This window comes from Agrobacterium sp. NPDC089420 (genome assembly GCF_044900305.1).
Taxonomy (GTDB): Bacteria; Pseudomonadota; Alphaproteobacteria; order Rhizobiales; family Rhizobiaceae; genus Agrobacterium.
The window spans coordinates 32562-47217 of record NZ_JBJDMY010000013.1; the positions used below are offsets into that span (position 1 = coordinate 32562).

12 protein-coding genes are annotated in these 14656 nt (G+C 58.1%); 1 reads left to right on the forward strand and 11 read right to left on the reverse strand.

All coding sequences use genetic code 11. From position 1 onward, the window contains the following. Positions 1 to 7 precede the first annotated feature (7 nt). The 6 genes from rbsK to ACI2KA_RS19055 all read right to left on the reverse strand — a co-directional run bounded on the left by rbsK (position 8) and on the right by ACI2KA_RS19055 (position 6679). Entirely contained in the window at positions 8 to 946 is a 939-nt protein-coding gene (rbsK, locus tag ACI2KA_RS19030; RefSeq protein ID WP_404504021.1) for a ribokinase, read from the reverse strand. Between the two features lie 24 nt (positions 947 to 970). Beyond that, the gene (locus ACI2KA_RS19035; protein WP_404504022.1) at positions 971 to 2053 is read right to left on the reverse strand and encodes an aldose 1-epimerase family protein; all 1083 of its coding nucleotides are present in this window, start codon (positions 2051 to 2053) and stop codon (positions 971 to 973) included. A gap of 4 nt (positions 2054 to 2057) precedes the next feature. Continuing rightward, positions 2058 to 3056, reverse strand: coding sequence for an ABC transporter permease (locus ACI2KA_RS19040; RefSeq protein WP_404504023.1), 999 nt, complete (start codon positions 3054 to 3056; stop codon positions 2058 to 2060). 14 nt (positions 3057 to 3070) lie between these two features. Further along, on the reverse strand, positions 3071 to 4048 hold the full coding sequence (locus ACI2KA_RS19045; protein WP_110760510.1) for an ABC transporter permease: 978 nt from the start codon (positions 4046 to 4048) through the stop codon (positions 3071 to 3073). A 13-nt stretch (positions 4049 to 4061) separates the two neighbouring features. Further along, positions 4062 to 5561 carry a sugar ABC transporter ATP-binding protein gene (locus ACI2KA_RS19050; RefSeq protein ID WP_404504024.1) on the reverse strand — a complete coding sequence of 500 codons (1500 nt, stop codon included), beginning with the start codon at positions 5559 to 5561 and terminating at the stop codon, positions 4062 to 4064. 71 nt (positions 5562 to 5632) lie between these two features. Next, positions 5633 to 6679, reverse strand: a complete 1047-nt coding sequence (locus tag ACI2KA_RS19055) for an autoinducer 2 ABC transporter substrate-binding protein (RefSeq protein WP_404504025.1) — start codon at positions 6677 to 6679, stop codon at positions 5633 to 5635. Positions 6680 to 7016: 337 nt separating this feature from the next. On the opposite strand from ACI2KA_RS19055, the gene ACI2KA_RS19060 reads away from it, so the two are divergent. Next, positions 7017 to 7748, forward strand: coding sequence for a DeoR/GlpR family DNA-binding transcription regulator (locus tag ACI2KA_RS19060; protein WP_404504146.1), 732 nt, complete (start codon positions 7017 to 7019; stop codon positions 7746 to 7748). Between the two features lie 509 nt (positions 7749 to 8257). Here the strand turns inward: ACI2KA_RS19060 and ACI2KA_RS19065 are convergent. The 5 genes from ACI2KA_RS19065 to ACI2KA_RS19085 form a co-directional block, all read right to left on the reverse strand. Beyond that, on the reverse strand, positions 8258 to 8815 hold the full coding sequence (locus tag ACI2KA_RS19065; protein ID WP_404504026.1) for a hypothetical protein: 558 nt from the start codon (positions 8813 to 8815) through the stop codon (positions 8258 to 8260). A gap of 263 nt (positions 8816 to 9078) precedes the next feature. Continuing rightward, positions 9079 to 9756, reverse strand: a complete 678-nt coding sequence (locus tag ACI2KA_RS19070) for an ROK family protein (protein ID WP_404504027.1) — start codon at positions 9754 to 9756, stop codon at positions 9079 to 9081. Positions 9757 to 9789: 33 nt separating this feature from the next. Next, a complete protein-coding gene (zwf, locus tag ACI2KA_RS19075) occupies positions 9790 to 11175 on the reverse strand; it encodes a glucose-6-phosphate dehydrogenase (RefSeq protein WP_404504028.1) in 1386 nt (461 codons plus the stop codon). Beyond that, positions 11172 to 12176 carry a phosphogluconate dehydrogenase (NAD(+)-dependent, decarboxylating) gene (gene gnd, locus ACI2KA_RS19080; RefSeq protein ID WP_404504029.1) on the reverse strand — a complete coding sequence of 335 codons (1005 nt, stop codon included), beginning with the start codon at positions 12174 to 12176 and terminating at the stop codon, positions 11172 to 11174. Before gnd ends, zwf begins: the two co-directional genes overlap by 4 nt. 36 nt (positions 12177 to 12212) lie before the next feature. Beyond that, positions 12213 to 14615, reverse strand: a complete 2403-nt coding sequence (locus tag ACI2KA_RS19085; RefSeq protein WP_404504030.1) for a glucan 1,4-alpha-glucosidase — start codon at positions 14613 to 14615, stop codon at positions 12213 to 12215. Between the last annotated feature and the right edge of the window lie 41 nt (positions 14616 to 14656).

Sequence of the window (14656 nt, forward strand, 5' to 3'; positions counted from 1 at the left end):
TTTCTGGTCAGGCTGCGGCATTGGCATGGTCGCGGCAAAAAGCCTCGAACTCTTCGATGCTGGCATAGGCCTTCTGTGTTCCGGGACGGGTGATGGAATGCGCCGCGTAAAGCGATGCCTTCTTCAGGGAGGATACGACCTCGCGCGTTTCGGCGTAAAAGCGGGCAAAGGAGCCAATAAAGGCATCGCCCGCACCCGTGGTGTCCCTGGGCGTTACCTTGACGGGTTCGATGTTGACGATTTCGTTGGAAGTAATCATGCGCGCACCACGCCCGCCCAAGGTAACGATGACGGTGCGAATGCCGCGTGCGATCAGCGAGCGGGCGGCGCTGACGATGTCTTCGTCGGTGTCGGTCGGCAACCCCGACAGCAAGGCAAGCTCGCTCTCGTTCGGCACGAGGAAGGTTACCTGGCGGATGCGCTCAGGATCGAGATTGGCAGCGGCAGGCGCGGGATTGAGGATCGTCTCGATACCGTTCTGGGCAGCAAGTTCGATGGTATGGTAGACAGTCTCAACCGGCACTTCCATCTGCATCAGGATCAAGCCGCACTCTTTCAGATCGGCGGCCGCCTTGTCGACTTCCGCAGGCAAAAGGTCGGCATTGGCTCCTTTGACGATGAGGATGGAATTCTCGCCTGATTGTTCGACGAAGATCGGTGCGACACCGCTGGATTTGCCGGCAACCTTCACCACATGACGCGTATCAACGCCAAAGCTCTCGAGGTTGCGGATGGTGTTATCCGCGAAGACATCGTCACCGACCCGGGTGACCATCATCACTTCAGCACCAAGGCGCGCCGCGGCAACCGCCTGGTTGGCACCCTTGCCGCCGCACCCCATTTCGAAGGTGGGCGCCTCGAGTGTCTCGCCCGGTCCGGGCATACGGTCCACATAGGTGATGAGATCGACCATGTTGGAGCCGACGACCCCGATTTTCTTACTCATGCCGATATTCCCTGCTTATCTGTTTTAAAGGGCGCTGATCCTGGCGCCGAACTGATCGGCGGCAGCGCGGTCGAGATAGCCCAGCCGTACCGGAAACACCCTGCGTTCACCCGGTGATAGTCTCTGCACGTTGTTCTTGGCCTTTTCCGCCAGATAGCCTTCCGGCTCGCAGGTGGATGGCAGGGCGAATGCGGCAACCTGCGAATCCCCGTTGACCAGGATCCAACGCACTGTCTTCGGGAAGGCGGCGAGCGGATAGGAGATGGCAAAGCCATCTCCCTCACGTCGTTGCATCATCAGATGCGTCAGCCCCTCACCGTCTGCCGGCAGGCCGTTGATGTAGAATACCTGTTCAGGGTCGTAACGTTGCGGTTCGTCGAGCACCTCCATGGCGGAAGGCTGACTTGTCAGCGTCTCCAGCAGGGAAAAGTAATCGGGGTTTGGTGTGACGTGGCCGGGTACGGCAGTTCGCACCCTCACCTGCTCCGGCGTGTAGGGCACCGGCTGAACGATTTGCGCACCCTCGGCATAGGCAAAGTTCACATGGCACATATACATGAGGTCCATGGGCGCTGAAGACAGGTTCTGGATGTCCATGACCATGTCAAAAAGCGTGTCTTCAGCACGCAAAGTCACGCTGGGGCGAGCCAGATAATTGGCACCAAAGCCCATGACATATTCGACTTCCCCGGTTGCACGCACGTAGGCGCCGCGGGAATCGTGTCCGATGACAAGGCCGGCTTTGTCCATGACGGCACAGGGCATTTCGCCATGCAGGGCATGATTATCTTGCGGCGACGGGCAGCCGTTGCGCAACATGCCGCTATGGAATGCAAAACATCCGTATGTCTCGACGATTGAACCGGCTGGTCGCGGCATCGAAAAGCGGCTTCCCATAGTCAGGTCAACGCCGTTGAACTCAACGCTCCAGATCATCTGCCCCATGAATGGCAATATGACGATCCGGCCGTGACGGTTCTCCAATTGCAGCGCTTCAACGCCGGTGGCATAGCGGAAGGTGGTGACCTTCAGCCCATCGGTTGCCGCTAAAAGATGTGGGACATCGGTGAAGTCTCGGCTGCGGAGATGAAATTCTGTTGCCTGCATGGGATCACCTGCCGGGGTTTCGCCATGCATTGATGGCGATGACGAGAATGAGGAATGCGCCCCAGATGAAGTCGATAAGGTGGTTGGAAAACCGCATCATCTGGAAACCGGAGGAGAGCAGCATGAGCGCTATCAGAGCAATGGCGATGCCGAGAACGCGCCCTTTCCCACCCGCCGGGTTTGTGCCTCCGAGAACGGCAATCAGCACCGCCTGCAGCAGATAGGACGCGCCGTAGTCGGATTTAGCTGCATTGGTCCGCCCGGACAGAATGATTCCCGCCAGTGATGCCAGCACGCCGGTGAGCATATATGAATACAGCATCATGCGATCCTTGCGGATGCCAGCAAAGACGGCTGCCCGCGGATTGGTCCCGATCAGCATCAGGTTGATGCCAAGCGTCGAGCGCGTCAGCAGGATCGCCACGATAATGCACACGGCGATGAACAGCAGGAACGGCGTTGCTATACCGAAGATTTTACCGTTACCGATCCAGTTCCACGCGTCAGGAAATCCGACAATTGCCGGACCGCCGGTCAATACCAGCGCCAGCCCCATCAGAATCTGACCTGTGCCGAGTGTCGCCAGGATCGGGGTAATGCGCAACTTAGCCACCAAAAGGCCGTTGATCAGACCGGACAGCAGGCCAACCGCCATCGCGAGCACGATGCCAAGCCCTGTGTAGAACACGATGCCCGACGTGGAGGATTGCCCTGACTGAACCATAGTGGAATGGAAATAAATGCCGGCGACAATGCCCGCCAGATTGGCAATTCCCACCACGGACAGATCGATACCACCGGTCAGCATTGCGATCATCATGGCGATGGAGAGGATCCCCAGTTCCGGCATGATGTAACTGATGGATTCGAAGTTGTAATAGTTCAGGAACTTGCCGGGATTCATCCATGTCATCAGGGCAAAAACGATGACGGTGATCAAAAGCAGCTGAACGATGTTGTTGTCGTTGCCGAAAAGCCGACGCATATCGAACGAATTCTTCATGATGCGCTCTCCCGTCACGCTATGCTTTTACGGTCGCGCCATGCCGTGATGGCAGTGGCAATGATGATAATCAGGCCGACAACAACGCGCTGCCAAGTGGTGTCCACCTTCATGATGATCAGGGAATTTTTGACCATCACCAGCATGAACACGCCCATCAATGTGCCGAGAACCGTGCCGCGTCCGCCAAAGATTGACGCACCGCCCAGAACCACGGCTGCGATCACGTCGAGTTCGAGCCCGACAAAATCACGCGGGTTGGCAAGCCAGATCATCGAGGAATGCAACAGGCCCGAGAAACCCGCCAGCGCACCGGCGATGCAGTAGACAAAGAAGATCGTCGCGCCCGTATTGAAGCCAACGCGCTTTGCGGCCTCGGGAGAGCCGCCGTAGGCATAAACGCTGCGCCCGATCATGGTGTAGGTAAGGATGAGATGGATGACAAACGCCAGCCCCAGATAGACCAGGAACATCGCGGTCAGGCCGAAAGTCGATCCCGTGGCCGAGGTCAGAGAGATCACATCGGTCTTGCCGAACTCGATCAGCTCCTTCGGCATCTTGTTGATGTTGACGATGCTGGTACCGACGAGGCCGAGAACAAGACCGCGCACAATCGAACCTGTCCCGAGCGTCACGATCAGCGGGATCATCCTGAAACGGTGAATAATGAAACCGTTAAACGCACCAAGAACCAGCCCAATCAGCGTCGCCGCAACGAAGGGAATGAGCACGCCATCATAACCGAGATAAACCATGCTGCGCACAGTCAGATACATCGCGGCAATAGCGAATGCCGTAAAGGATACGTCGATACCGCCCGAAATCATCACCAGCAATACGCCGAGCGCCATGATGCCAATCACGACATTGGAGCGCAGCAGGCCGAAGATGTTGTCGAGCGACCAGAAGGCCGGATTTATGAGACCGATAATGACCATGGCCGCGAGCAACACGCAGGCGATAATGGATTCTGTGCTTCTCAGGAGTTTCATGACTTGCGGCCCCTCAATTCAGCGTCTTGAGCCGGTCATTGACGGCGTCTTCTGTCATGCTCTCCCCCGACAATTCGTCAACGAAACGGCCGCGATGCATGACCAGCACGCGGTTGCAGTTATGCACCAGTTCCGGCACATCGTCGGAAATCATCAGCACGGCCAGGCCTTCCTTTTCGGCCAGCTTGCGGATGATGGTGTGGATCTGTGCTTTGGAGCCGACATCGACGCCGACGGTCGGGCCGTTGAGGATCAGAACTTTGGCGCCCGTCAAAAGCCAGCGGGCCAGAACGACGCGCTGTGCGTTGCCACCGGACAGATGGTTGACCGGCGTGTGCGGTCCCGGTGCTACGATCTGCATGGCCGAGAACATATCGCGAGTCGTCTCGTCCGCCTTTTTGCGATTGATGAAAAGACCTCGCACGAATTTCTCGATCGACGTGACAATGATATTGCGCTCGATCGATTGCGTCAGGAATAGCCCCTCGGTGAGGCGATCCTCCGGCACATAAGCGACACCGCAGGCAATACCCTCCTGAACCGTCCTTGGGTGAACCTCGCGGCTTGCAAGGCGCACTGAACCGGTAAAATCGGGGCGCATGCCAAACAGCGCCAGCGCGAGCTCGGTCCGACCAGAGCCAATCAAGCCCGAGATACCGACGATTTCACCTGGCTTTAACGTCAGGTCGGCGTTTTCCACGGAACCCGGAACCGAGAGGTTGCGCACTTCCAGCACCGGTGTATCGGCGCCTTCCTGCGGTGCCCACTGGTAGCTGTGGGCGGTCAGTTCCTGCCCCGTCATCGCACGGGTGATTGCCGGCTCGTCGAATTCGGCGATCGGCCCTTCCGCCACCTTCTTGCCATTTCGGAAAACTGTCAGGCGCTCGCTGATTTCCAGCATCTCGCGCATCTTGTGGCTGACGAAAAGCACGGCGATGCCCTGCGCCTGAATATCGCGCACGATCTTGAAAAGGGCATCGACCTCATGGCGCGTCAGCGCCGTCGTCGGCTCATCCATGATGATCAGGCGTGCATCGGCCATGACGGCACGGGCAATCGCCACGATCTGCTTACCCGATGTCGGCAGGGTTTCGACATCCGCATCAAGATCGATATTCACGCCGAGGCGGTCCAACGCCTTCTGCGCCAGCTGTCGAAGCTGTCGCCAATCAACCGTCTTGCGACCTTCCAACAGGAAGGTATTGATCGCCAGGTTCTCGGCCACCGTCAGGTTTCCAAACAGCGAAAAATCCTGGTATATCACCTGAATACCATGGTGAACGGATTTTACCGGATCAAGTTTGCCGACAGGCTTCCCGTCGATCAGGATCTCGCCATCCTCAGGCGTGTAAACCCCGGACATGATTTTGATGACGGTGGATTTGCCGGAACCGTTTTCACCTGCAAGGCAATGGATTTCGCCCGGGCGAATGCTCAGCGATACGTCGTCGAGCGCCTTCACGCCGCCAAACCGCTTGCCGATATGGCGCAGCTCGATCAGATTTTCAGTCATAATGGCCTCGTGCAAGGCTGGAAAACACGGGGTATAAGGAGAGAGGGTTACCCCTCCCTCCGCGGTTCGGATCAGAAGTCGTACTTGTCCATGTTTTCTTTGGTCACGCCGACCCAACCTGCGCCATAGAGCAGATGTGGCTTGGAGGCGTCAGGCACCAGCAGGCTTTCATAGCCGGGCAAACCCATGTTCAGGCCGGCTTTGATCTGTGCGTTCTTCTTCTCCAGAACCGCGACAGCCAGCATGTTCATTGCATAACCGGCAACGGCCGGATCCCAGAACTGGATGTACTGGATATTATCGTTCTTGATATATTCGCCGGCAACGGAAACCAGGCCCGTCCCCGAGAAGAACACCTTGCCCGACAGACCGCCCTCGGCGATCAGCCGGCCAGCGCCTGCGGATGTCGGCATCGGCGCGCCGAGAATACCGGTGATGTCCGGATAGGCGGTCATCGCCTCCTTGAGCTTGTTATAGTCTGTATTGGCGTCGTCATAGGTTTCCAGCCGCTCGGTCGCCTGCGACATCTCCGGGAAGTTTGCCTTCTGGTATTCGACGGCGCCGTCGATCCATTCCATCTGCGACTTGGACGTCAGGCTGCCAACGGTAGCGACATATTTGCCCTTGCCACCCATGGATTTGCCAAGTTCCTTCATCAGGTTCGCGCCATAGGCCTTATTGTCGAAGGCTTCTATGTCGAAATCCACATTCTGAATGTTGGAAGCCTCATGGCTGATGACAACAATGCCGCGATCACGGGCTTTCTTCAGGACCGGCTCCACCGCTTCGACCGAGAACGGCACGATGGCAATGGCATCTACGCCCTGCGCGATGAGGTTTTCAACGATCTGCACCTGGGCGGCAGCATCAGCTTGGCTTGGGCCAACCATCCAGACATCATTTCCGGTATCACCCTTGAACTGCTCAACACCATCGCGCATGCGGTCGAACCATGCGATGCCATCCACCTTCACGACGGTTGCGATCGTATATTTCTTGCCGCTGGCCGCGGTGATCAGCTCCTTGTTGACCTTCGATGTATCGACAGCGCTCTGCGCAAAAACAGCCGACGCGGAAAGCGTCGCAGCAAGCGCGATGGTTGCGAAGATTCTATTCACGGATAACTCCTCCCTTTGAAATTGCAACGTGCCGGACTTCTATCAACCGCAGCACCCGCTATTGTTCGATCCCAAACGCCGGCGACCGCTCCTCATGCGTCCGACGCCTCCTCATTCTCCTGGAAAGGCTTCCCACGCCCTGGTAGCTGCGCCTCAATGTGGCCCAGAAACCTGTTGTTTTCCCCTCCTGATAATGCGAACTATTATGATACAATTCGATCATTATGTTTCGATCGTTTCATGTTTGTTATTCTTCTGTCAAGCGCAGAGAGTGGCGATTGCGAGCAAAGCAACACCGAAATGTGAAGAGCAGCGAGAAACCGAAAGCGAAAACAAGGTGAGCAAAATAAGTGCACACAATGCCAGGTTGGACGCACTGACCAGACTGGTCCAGGAAACGGGCGTCCTGAGACTGCGGGACGCCGCGTCCCGGCTTGGCGTGTCCGAAATTACCATTCGCCGCGACATTGCCGCCGATGGCGAACGATTGAGCTGTCTTGGCGGCTACATCATTCCGGTTCAGGATGGCGCAGTCAGCAGCGACTATGTGCTGGAGCAGGAAAAGGACAGCCATGCGGCGGCCAAGATGCGCGCATGCGCGCAGGCTGCGGCTTTGATCGAGCCACATGACACTATATTCATCGACTGTGGAACGACGATGCCGCATCTGGCGCGGCAAATTCCGGTAAATGCACATGTCACCGCCATCTGCTATTCTCTCAATGTTGCCGAGGAGCTGGCAAGCAGAAACGATGTCCGCCTCATCATGCTCGGTGGACTCTATCATCCGGAGGCGGCCTCGTTCTCGGGGGATGAGGGCTTTGACGTGCTGAAGCGCGTCAATATCAACAAAGCATTCTTGTCTGCAGGCGGCGTGGACGGACATCACGGCGTGACTTGTTCGCATTTTCATGAAGTGCCGATCAAACAGATGGTCATGCAACGCTCAATGCAAAAGCATCTTGTGGTTGACAGCAGCAAGTTCAGCAAGGTGCGGGCGGCGCGCTATGCTTCCATAGGCGACTTCAATTCAATTGTTTCGGATCAACCCTTACCTTTTGTAAAATAAGCGGAAAATGGCGCGCGTTTCCGCTGCTCCTCGAAGGAGGCATCAACTATTACCGATGGCCTGTTCAGGCGGAACATTCGGGGTGTTTTTCTCGGCCTCCCGAAGCGGGAAATGCTCGAACCTCCCGTGCCCAGGACGGGTTCTACCGATTCCATGATGGCTGGTACAATCTCATCACAGCTTGACCAGTTGCGGACGTCAAGCACCATGCCGGGGGAGGAGGATAACAATTAGCCAAAGATATCTATCTGGCTGACCTCGACCTCCACTTTCGTCAGGCGTTCTAGGAACTCGGCAGTTTCGTAAACGGCACTGTGGAATAGAATATCCGGCCGTCGGCACATCGGGCTATCGCGACATGCTGGTGAAGGCCTTGCCGACATTATGATCCGGTCTGAGGCAAAGATCCTTGAAAGCTCCCCGTGCCGGCCAGCTGACTTTTCGACGCCCCCCTTATCTGATGAGCTTGCAATTTTTCCGCATAAACTCCTCCTGTCGATCAATCGGGTTCAGATTTCAGTTCGCCGTGACAAGCCGGCATATCGGAGCGCGATAAAGGCCATGAGACTGGCAGCAGAGAACGCATTCAGATTGAGAAGCGTTGCAAGATCGCCTGCCGACCAGGATTGCACCTCGGCGCCCAGAAATGTGCGCGAGCAGAAGAACACGATAAACACAAGAACTGCCATCGCATATTGCCAGCGTTTCTCGTCCGCACGGAACGAGATGGCCGCCAGCATGATGCAGGCCGCAAAGAAAAATTCGGTGCCGGATGCATGGCCGAACATCGCCGTTTCAAACAGGGTATCGAGCGTTCCCACAAGAGGAAGCGCTAGGCGCGCAGCCAGATGTGATTTCTTTGCAAGAAACGGAATCGCAAGGAAAAAAGGCAGCGACAGCACGGTAACGAGCGATGCCACAGCAGCATCGGCGTCGACCAGATACCAGACATAAAGCGGATAAAACGGCTTGTTGAGGATGATGACCCAGGCAACGGTCAGTGTCGCCTTTGTCAGGTCATCGGTTACAGCCAAGCCCGTCCGCCTACCGTCTCTTCCAAGCTCCATCAGGCCGTCTTCTCCGTTAGCGCCAAGCAGGCTGCTGGCCTAGATACGAAGAAGAGACTGGTTTGGTTTCAGTCGCGAGACAAAAGTGCGACGGTGGTTCCGTAAATCGACGCGCAAGCCGCGCCGCTTTGGAAAACCGCACCGAGAATATCCGCTATCATCAGAGAACCGCAGAAGCAATCAGCCGCCGCAAGCGGCTCTTTACCAGGTATTGTCGCGGCTCGTCTTTATCGATCAGACGCTGATGGTAACTGCTGTGCCGCCTATACGACGAGGTCCGGGTTCTTCCACAGGCGGAACCCGCCTTCGAAAGCCAGAGCGTTGTCTCCGCGTCTGCACTTCGGCGGCAGATTTTCGAGCCTCTCCACATTGCCGCCGCCGATGACGACCTCATCCGGTTCAAGAGCCGCGCTCAGGCGCTCCACAACGTCTTGGACGCGCTTTTGCCATTTCGCGTTGCCTTTCTTTTCCCGATAAGCCTCGCTGACATAATGCTCGTAGGTTTTGCCCTTGCGGTAAGGAAGATGGGCGATCTCCATCGGCTGGGCAACGTTTTCGACGATCATCGCGGCGCCCAAACCCGTGCCGAGACCGAGAAACAACATGCGTCCGCCCTTGTAAGAGCCAATCGCCTGCATGAGCGCATCGTTGACGATGCGAACGGGACAATTGAAAGCGCCCTCATAATCATAGCCGACCCAGCCTTCGCCCAGATTGACCGGTTCCCGAAGCGGTTTGTTGTGAACGACCGGGCCGGGATATCCCATGGCGATAACGTCATAGGTCATATCCTTTGCCATGGCGGTTACCGCGGCGACCATTTCCTGTCCCGTCATTGTCTTGCCGCTTTCAACCTTGCGCTCTTCGCCACCTGTGCTCAAGCGGATCTTCACGTGACTGCCGCCGATATCAATTGCAAGAACGGTTTGATCCTCTGCCATGTACTGGCCTCCGTCGACTATGTGTGTTGGTCGCTAATCGGGATCAACCCATCCGCCTGGCGGGCCAAACCCTGCCATTTCCGCCGGACCCCAGCTTCCCACCTCATATGCAGGCGGCACGGCGGGATCATCGAGGATAGGCTCCACGATCTTCCAGGCCAGTTCCGCCGCATCCTGACGGGTGAAGAGCTGTCGTTCGCCGGCCATCGCATCGCCGATCAGCCGCTCATAAGGCGCCATATCACCAATACCGTCATCGACCGCGCCGAGTTCTACGGCCTCGCCGCGCATGCCATCGCCAGCAGCCTTGCGGCGCGCGCCGATTCCAATCGCGATATCCGGCCCCAGACGGAAGCGCACATAATTGGCGGGCGTTGTCTCGACATCGCCAAAGAGCGCAATTGGCGGCCGCTTGAAGCGGACCACAACTTCGGTCGCATGCGCTGGCAGGTTCTTGCCGGCGCGGATGAAGAAGGGCACGCCATTCCAGCGCCAGGTGGCGACGCGAAAGCGCACGGCGGCGAAGGTTTCCCGACTGGATGCCGGCGCGACACCCGGCTCGTCCAGATAGCCTCTGAACTGTCCGCGCACCACATCGTTACGAGTGAGCGGCGGCATGGCTTTCAGTATCTGTACTTTTTCATCGACGAGATCATCCGAGACGCTTGTGGCCGGCGGCTCCATGGCCAGCAGCAACAGCACATTGATCAGATGGTTCTGGATCACGTCGCGGATACATCCGACCTCGTCATAAAACTTGCCGCGCCCCTTGATGCCGAAATCTTCGGCCATGGTGATCTGCACGCTTTCGACATGGTCGCGGTTCCATACGGGCTCGAGAAAGGCATTGGCAAACCGGAAATAAAGAAGGTTCTGGATGGCCTCCTTACCGAGGAAATGGTCGATGCGGAAAATTGCATCCTCTGCGAAAACCGCGTGCAGCGCTTCGTTCAACGCTTCGGCGGAGGCAAGGTCACGGCCGAAGGGTTTCTCAACCATCAGCCGCGCCGAAGCGGCGATGCCCGCCTTGTTGAGGCCGGTTACCACGGTTTCGAAGAGAGACGGCGGGATGGCAAGGTAATAAAGCGGATTCTGGTGCCCGCCAAGCGCCGTGCGCAGCCTTTCGAATGTCGCTTCGTTGCGATAATCGCCGGAGACATAGGTCAGCTGTGCGGCGAATTTTTCGAAGACGGCTTCATCGATCTTGTCCACATGGTTGGCGACCGCATCGCGCGCCCGCGCTATCAGCTGCTCACGCGGCCAATCGTCGAAAGCGACGCCAATGATGGGCGTTTGCAGCGCGCCACGTTTCACCATGGCGTAAAGAGAGGGAAAGATCATCTTATAGGCAAGATCGCCCGTGGCGCCGAACACCACCAGCACGTCCGATCGCTGCCTGTCCGTGGCTGAGGTCTTCATTTGGCTTTCTCCAGATGGCCACCAAAGGCATTGCGCATGGCCGACAGCACCTTGCCGGCAAATTCGGCCTCGCCGCGCGAGGAAAAACGCTCGAAAAGGGCCGATGCCAAAACGGGGGCCGGTACGCCGGTTTCGACGGCCGCCTGCAGGGTCCAGCGTCCTTCACCGGAATCCGACACGCGCCCGCCATATTGATCGAGGTTCGGGTCCTGTTTCAGGGCCTGCGCCGTGAGGTCGAGCAGCCACGAGCCGATGACCGAGCCGTGCCGCCAGACCTCCGTAACGGCGGGAAGATCAATATCGAACTGGTAATATTGCGGATGGGCGAGCGGGGCGGTTTCGGCGTCCGCTTCGCGGTGTTGTGTGCCCGCATTGGAGGCTTTCAGGATGTTGAGACCCTCCGCATAGGCGGCCATGACACCGTATTCGATGCCATTGTGGACCATCTTGACGAAATGCCCCGCTCCCGACGGGCCGCAATGCAGATATCCCATCGGTGCCGTTCGGGTGACCGGGTCGGCGGCGATCCCCAGACCTGCGCCGGGCGCGAGAGAGGCGAAGATCGGGTCGAGACGCTGGACCGCAGCCACCGGCCCGCCAATCATCAGGGAGTAACCGCGCTCCAGCCCCCAGACGCCACCTGACGTGCCGGCATCGATGAAATCGATGCTGCGAGGCGCAAATTCGGCGGCGAGATCGATCGCGTCGCGGTAAAATGAATTGCCGCCATCGATGATGGCATCGCCCGCCTGAAGTTTGCCCGCAAAGTCCCGCGCGATTTTCGGCGTGATCGCGGCGGGCAGCATCAGCCACACGGCGCGCGGCGGTGAGAGCCTGGCGACGAGATCGTCCGGCGAGGTTGCGCCCGTTGCGCCTTCTTTCACCAGCGCCGCGACATTGTCGGGGTTGACGTCGAAAACCACGCAATCATGCCCGTGTTTCAAAAGGCGGCGCACCATGTTTGCGCCCATCCGCCCAAGCCCAACCATTCCAATCTGCATCCTGACACTCCTTTTGTGCAACTCGCTATTGCTGGTTCATTCGCCGAGGCGAACGGTAAAGTCCTCGTTTTCCCACACTCCAGCATCTCGCCAGTAGAAGGTGAACACAATCGTGCCGCCGGCCGCCAGTTGCTGCACGGGCAAGTCCGCAAAATGCGTGCCGAGACCGGAGGCCGTCGTGCTTGTGTCTGTGGTTGTCGCCCAGCCGTCGGCGCTCCAGTGCACGATGGCATTATCCGTCAGGTCAAGCCGCAGAACCTTGCCGGCTGGCATGGCTGATATCTTGTTGTTGAAGCGCCAGATTCGAAGATGCGACGGCGTCTTGTTGCGGATGTAGCGCTCAACACCCTGCGGCGGCATGTCGAAAACGGAACCATCGGCAAGCGAACGCAGAAGCTTGATATGTTCTGCATGCGCCCAGACCAACGGCATTGCGCTGCCCGACGGGTGGCCATAGAACAGCTCCCTGTCGGGAAGATCGGATTGATCCCAGACCTGCTCAGGGAAAAGGCCACTCTGCCCCGCCGATTTTTCCATGGTCGTCAGCAAGGCTTCCGCTGCCCCGCGTCTACCCGCAGCAAGTTCGTAATGGGCACGCTCGCCGGTCAGAAGGGGCCATGGCCTGCCCTGACCCGTGCCGTCAAATGCTGTTCCATCAGCATGCTCACCATATCCGTCGCCCGTGTACCTGTACCAGACCGGCCCCTGCGGCAGGTCGGCGCGCAGGCAATGATCGATCGCCGTGACCGTTGCGACAATATGGGGATCGTCCGGTGCGCGCAGGCCGAAGCGGACCAGCGCAAGTGCATCAGGGCTGATGACATCGCTTGTTGGCAGGAAAGCGCGATCCGGTCTCTGGTTGAGGATGGGCGTCATGCCCGAGGGCTGGACAGCATCGGTGGTACCGGGAGAGGCGATGCGAACATAATGGCCCGAAATACCAAGCTGCGCGCACAGGGTCTGGTCACCGGCAAATGTCCACCTTTCGATCTGCTCATTCCAGCAATCGGCTGTCTGCCGCAGATGCGTGGCTTCGGCCGCATCGCCCTCCATATCCAGCAGATCTGCGGCGGCAAGCAGCGCGGCGATCTCGACGGCAAGCGTGAACGGGCTGTAGCCTGCATCCTCCTCCCACCTGTCCTCGCCGGTCGTTGGGCCGTTTGCCAGAATATAGGCCGCAGCGCTACGGATCATCGGCATATAATCCGCCCTTGCGGCGTGGTCGAGGTGGCCGTGCCGATGCAGGATATCCGCAAGCAGGATTGGAAAGGCGCATTCGTCCATCTGAACGCCCGGCCAATAGGGCTTGCCATCCAGCCAGAGATTTTGCGGCCACCGCCCCGAGGGCTGCTGCACCTGGCGCAGATAATCAAGGATGGCCAAAGCCTCATCGTGGTCGCCGGCCGCCAGAAACCCGCCAGCGGCTTCCACCAGATCTCGCGGCCATATCAGATGATATCCGCCAAGATCGTCATCGCCCTTGGAGGCTCCCCATGGGATCGATAGACTTGCCACGACAGCTCCGGGCCGGTCTGCGGCACGATGCGCGGCAAGCACAGCGGTCGAGACGCGATAGGAGTTAACGCCGTGATGGGTATCGCGGTCGAGGCGGCCAAGACTGTCCTGCCAGCTACGCCAGTTGTCGACATAGGCATCGTGTGCGCGTCTGAAGCCGGACTTCAGACTTGCGACAGCACAGGCTGCAGCTTCATATTCAGTCTGGCCGAAACCGAGCGCCAAGGTCGCCGTATCGTGGGTTTCGCTAAAATCGATTTCCGCAGCCAGCGAAACATTGCCGTCATCCGCCCGCTGGTACTCCTCAATAAGGCGTCCGTGCCGGCGCAATTGTTGCCAGCCATCGGAAACGCCAACAAAACCCGCACTTGCAGCGCGCCAGGGACGATCGCAGACCAGAGCGAGATATCGTGAGCGGCCCACCGCAAACAACACCCGACGCCCCTCATAATCCCCTATCCACGCGGAGTTGAGATTACCTGCATTGACCAGATGCGGCGCGAGAAGGACGCTTACACGATAATCCCCTGTCTTTCCGTTCAGTGGGAAGAAGGAGACATGCTGAAGAACACAGGCCCGCGCCGGATCGGTGATGACCTGTTTTTCGATCCGGTAGGCTCCATCTGTCGCCGTATTGGTGATGTGGAACGCGGGAATTCCACTCTCGAAAGGGCGGGTAACGGAAGTACAGTCCCGTTTCTCTTCCGAAAAATATCCGTCGTCTCTGGTGACCACAAGACCGAGATCGCGGGTGCAGGCACTATCGATCCGCGGGTAATAGACCTCGTTGAGGATACCGTGGCTGAGCGTAAACCAGATTGGTGAATTTTTCGACAGCGCGGTTCCCACGCCATTCTTGGCGCTCGACGTCCAGCGTGCGTCAATGCCGGGTGCGCCGGGTGCGAAATCAAGTGCGGCACGCATCGTTACATGCCTCTGGCAGGGAGATGATGAAGGCGAAAGTG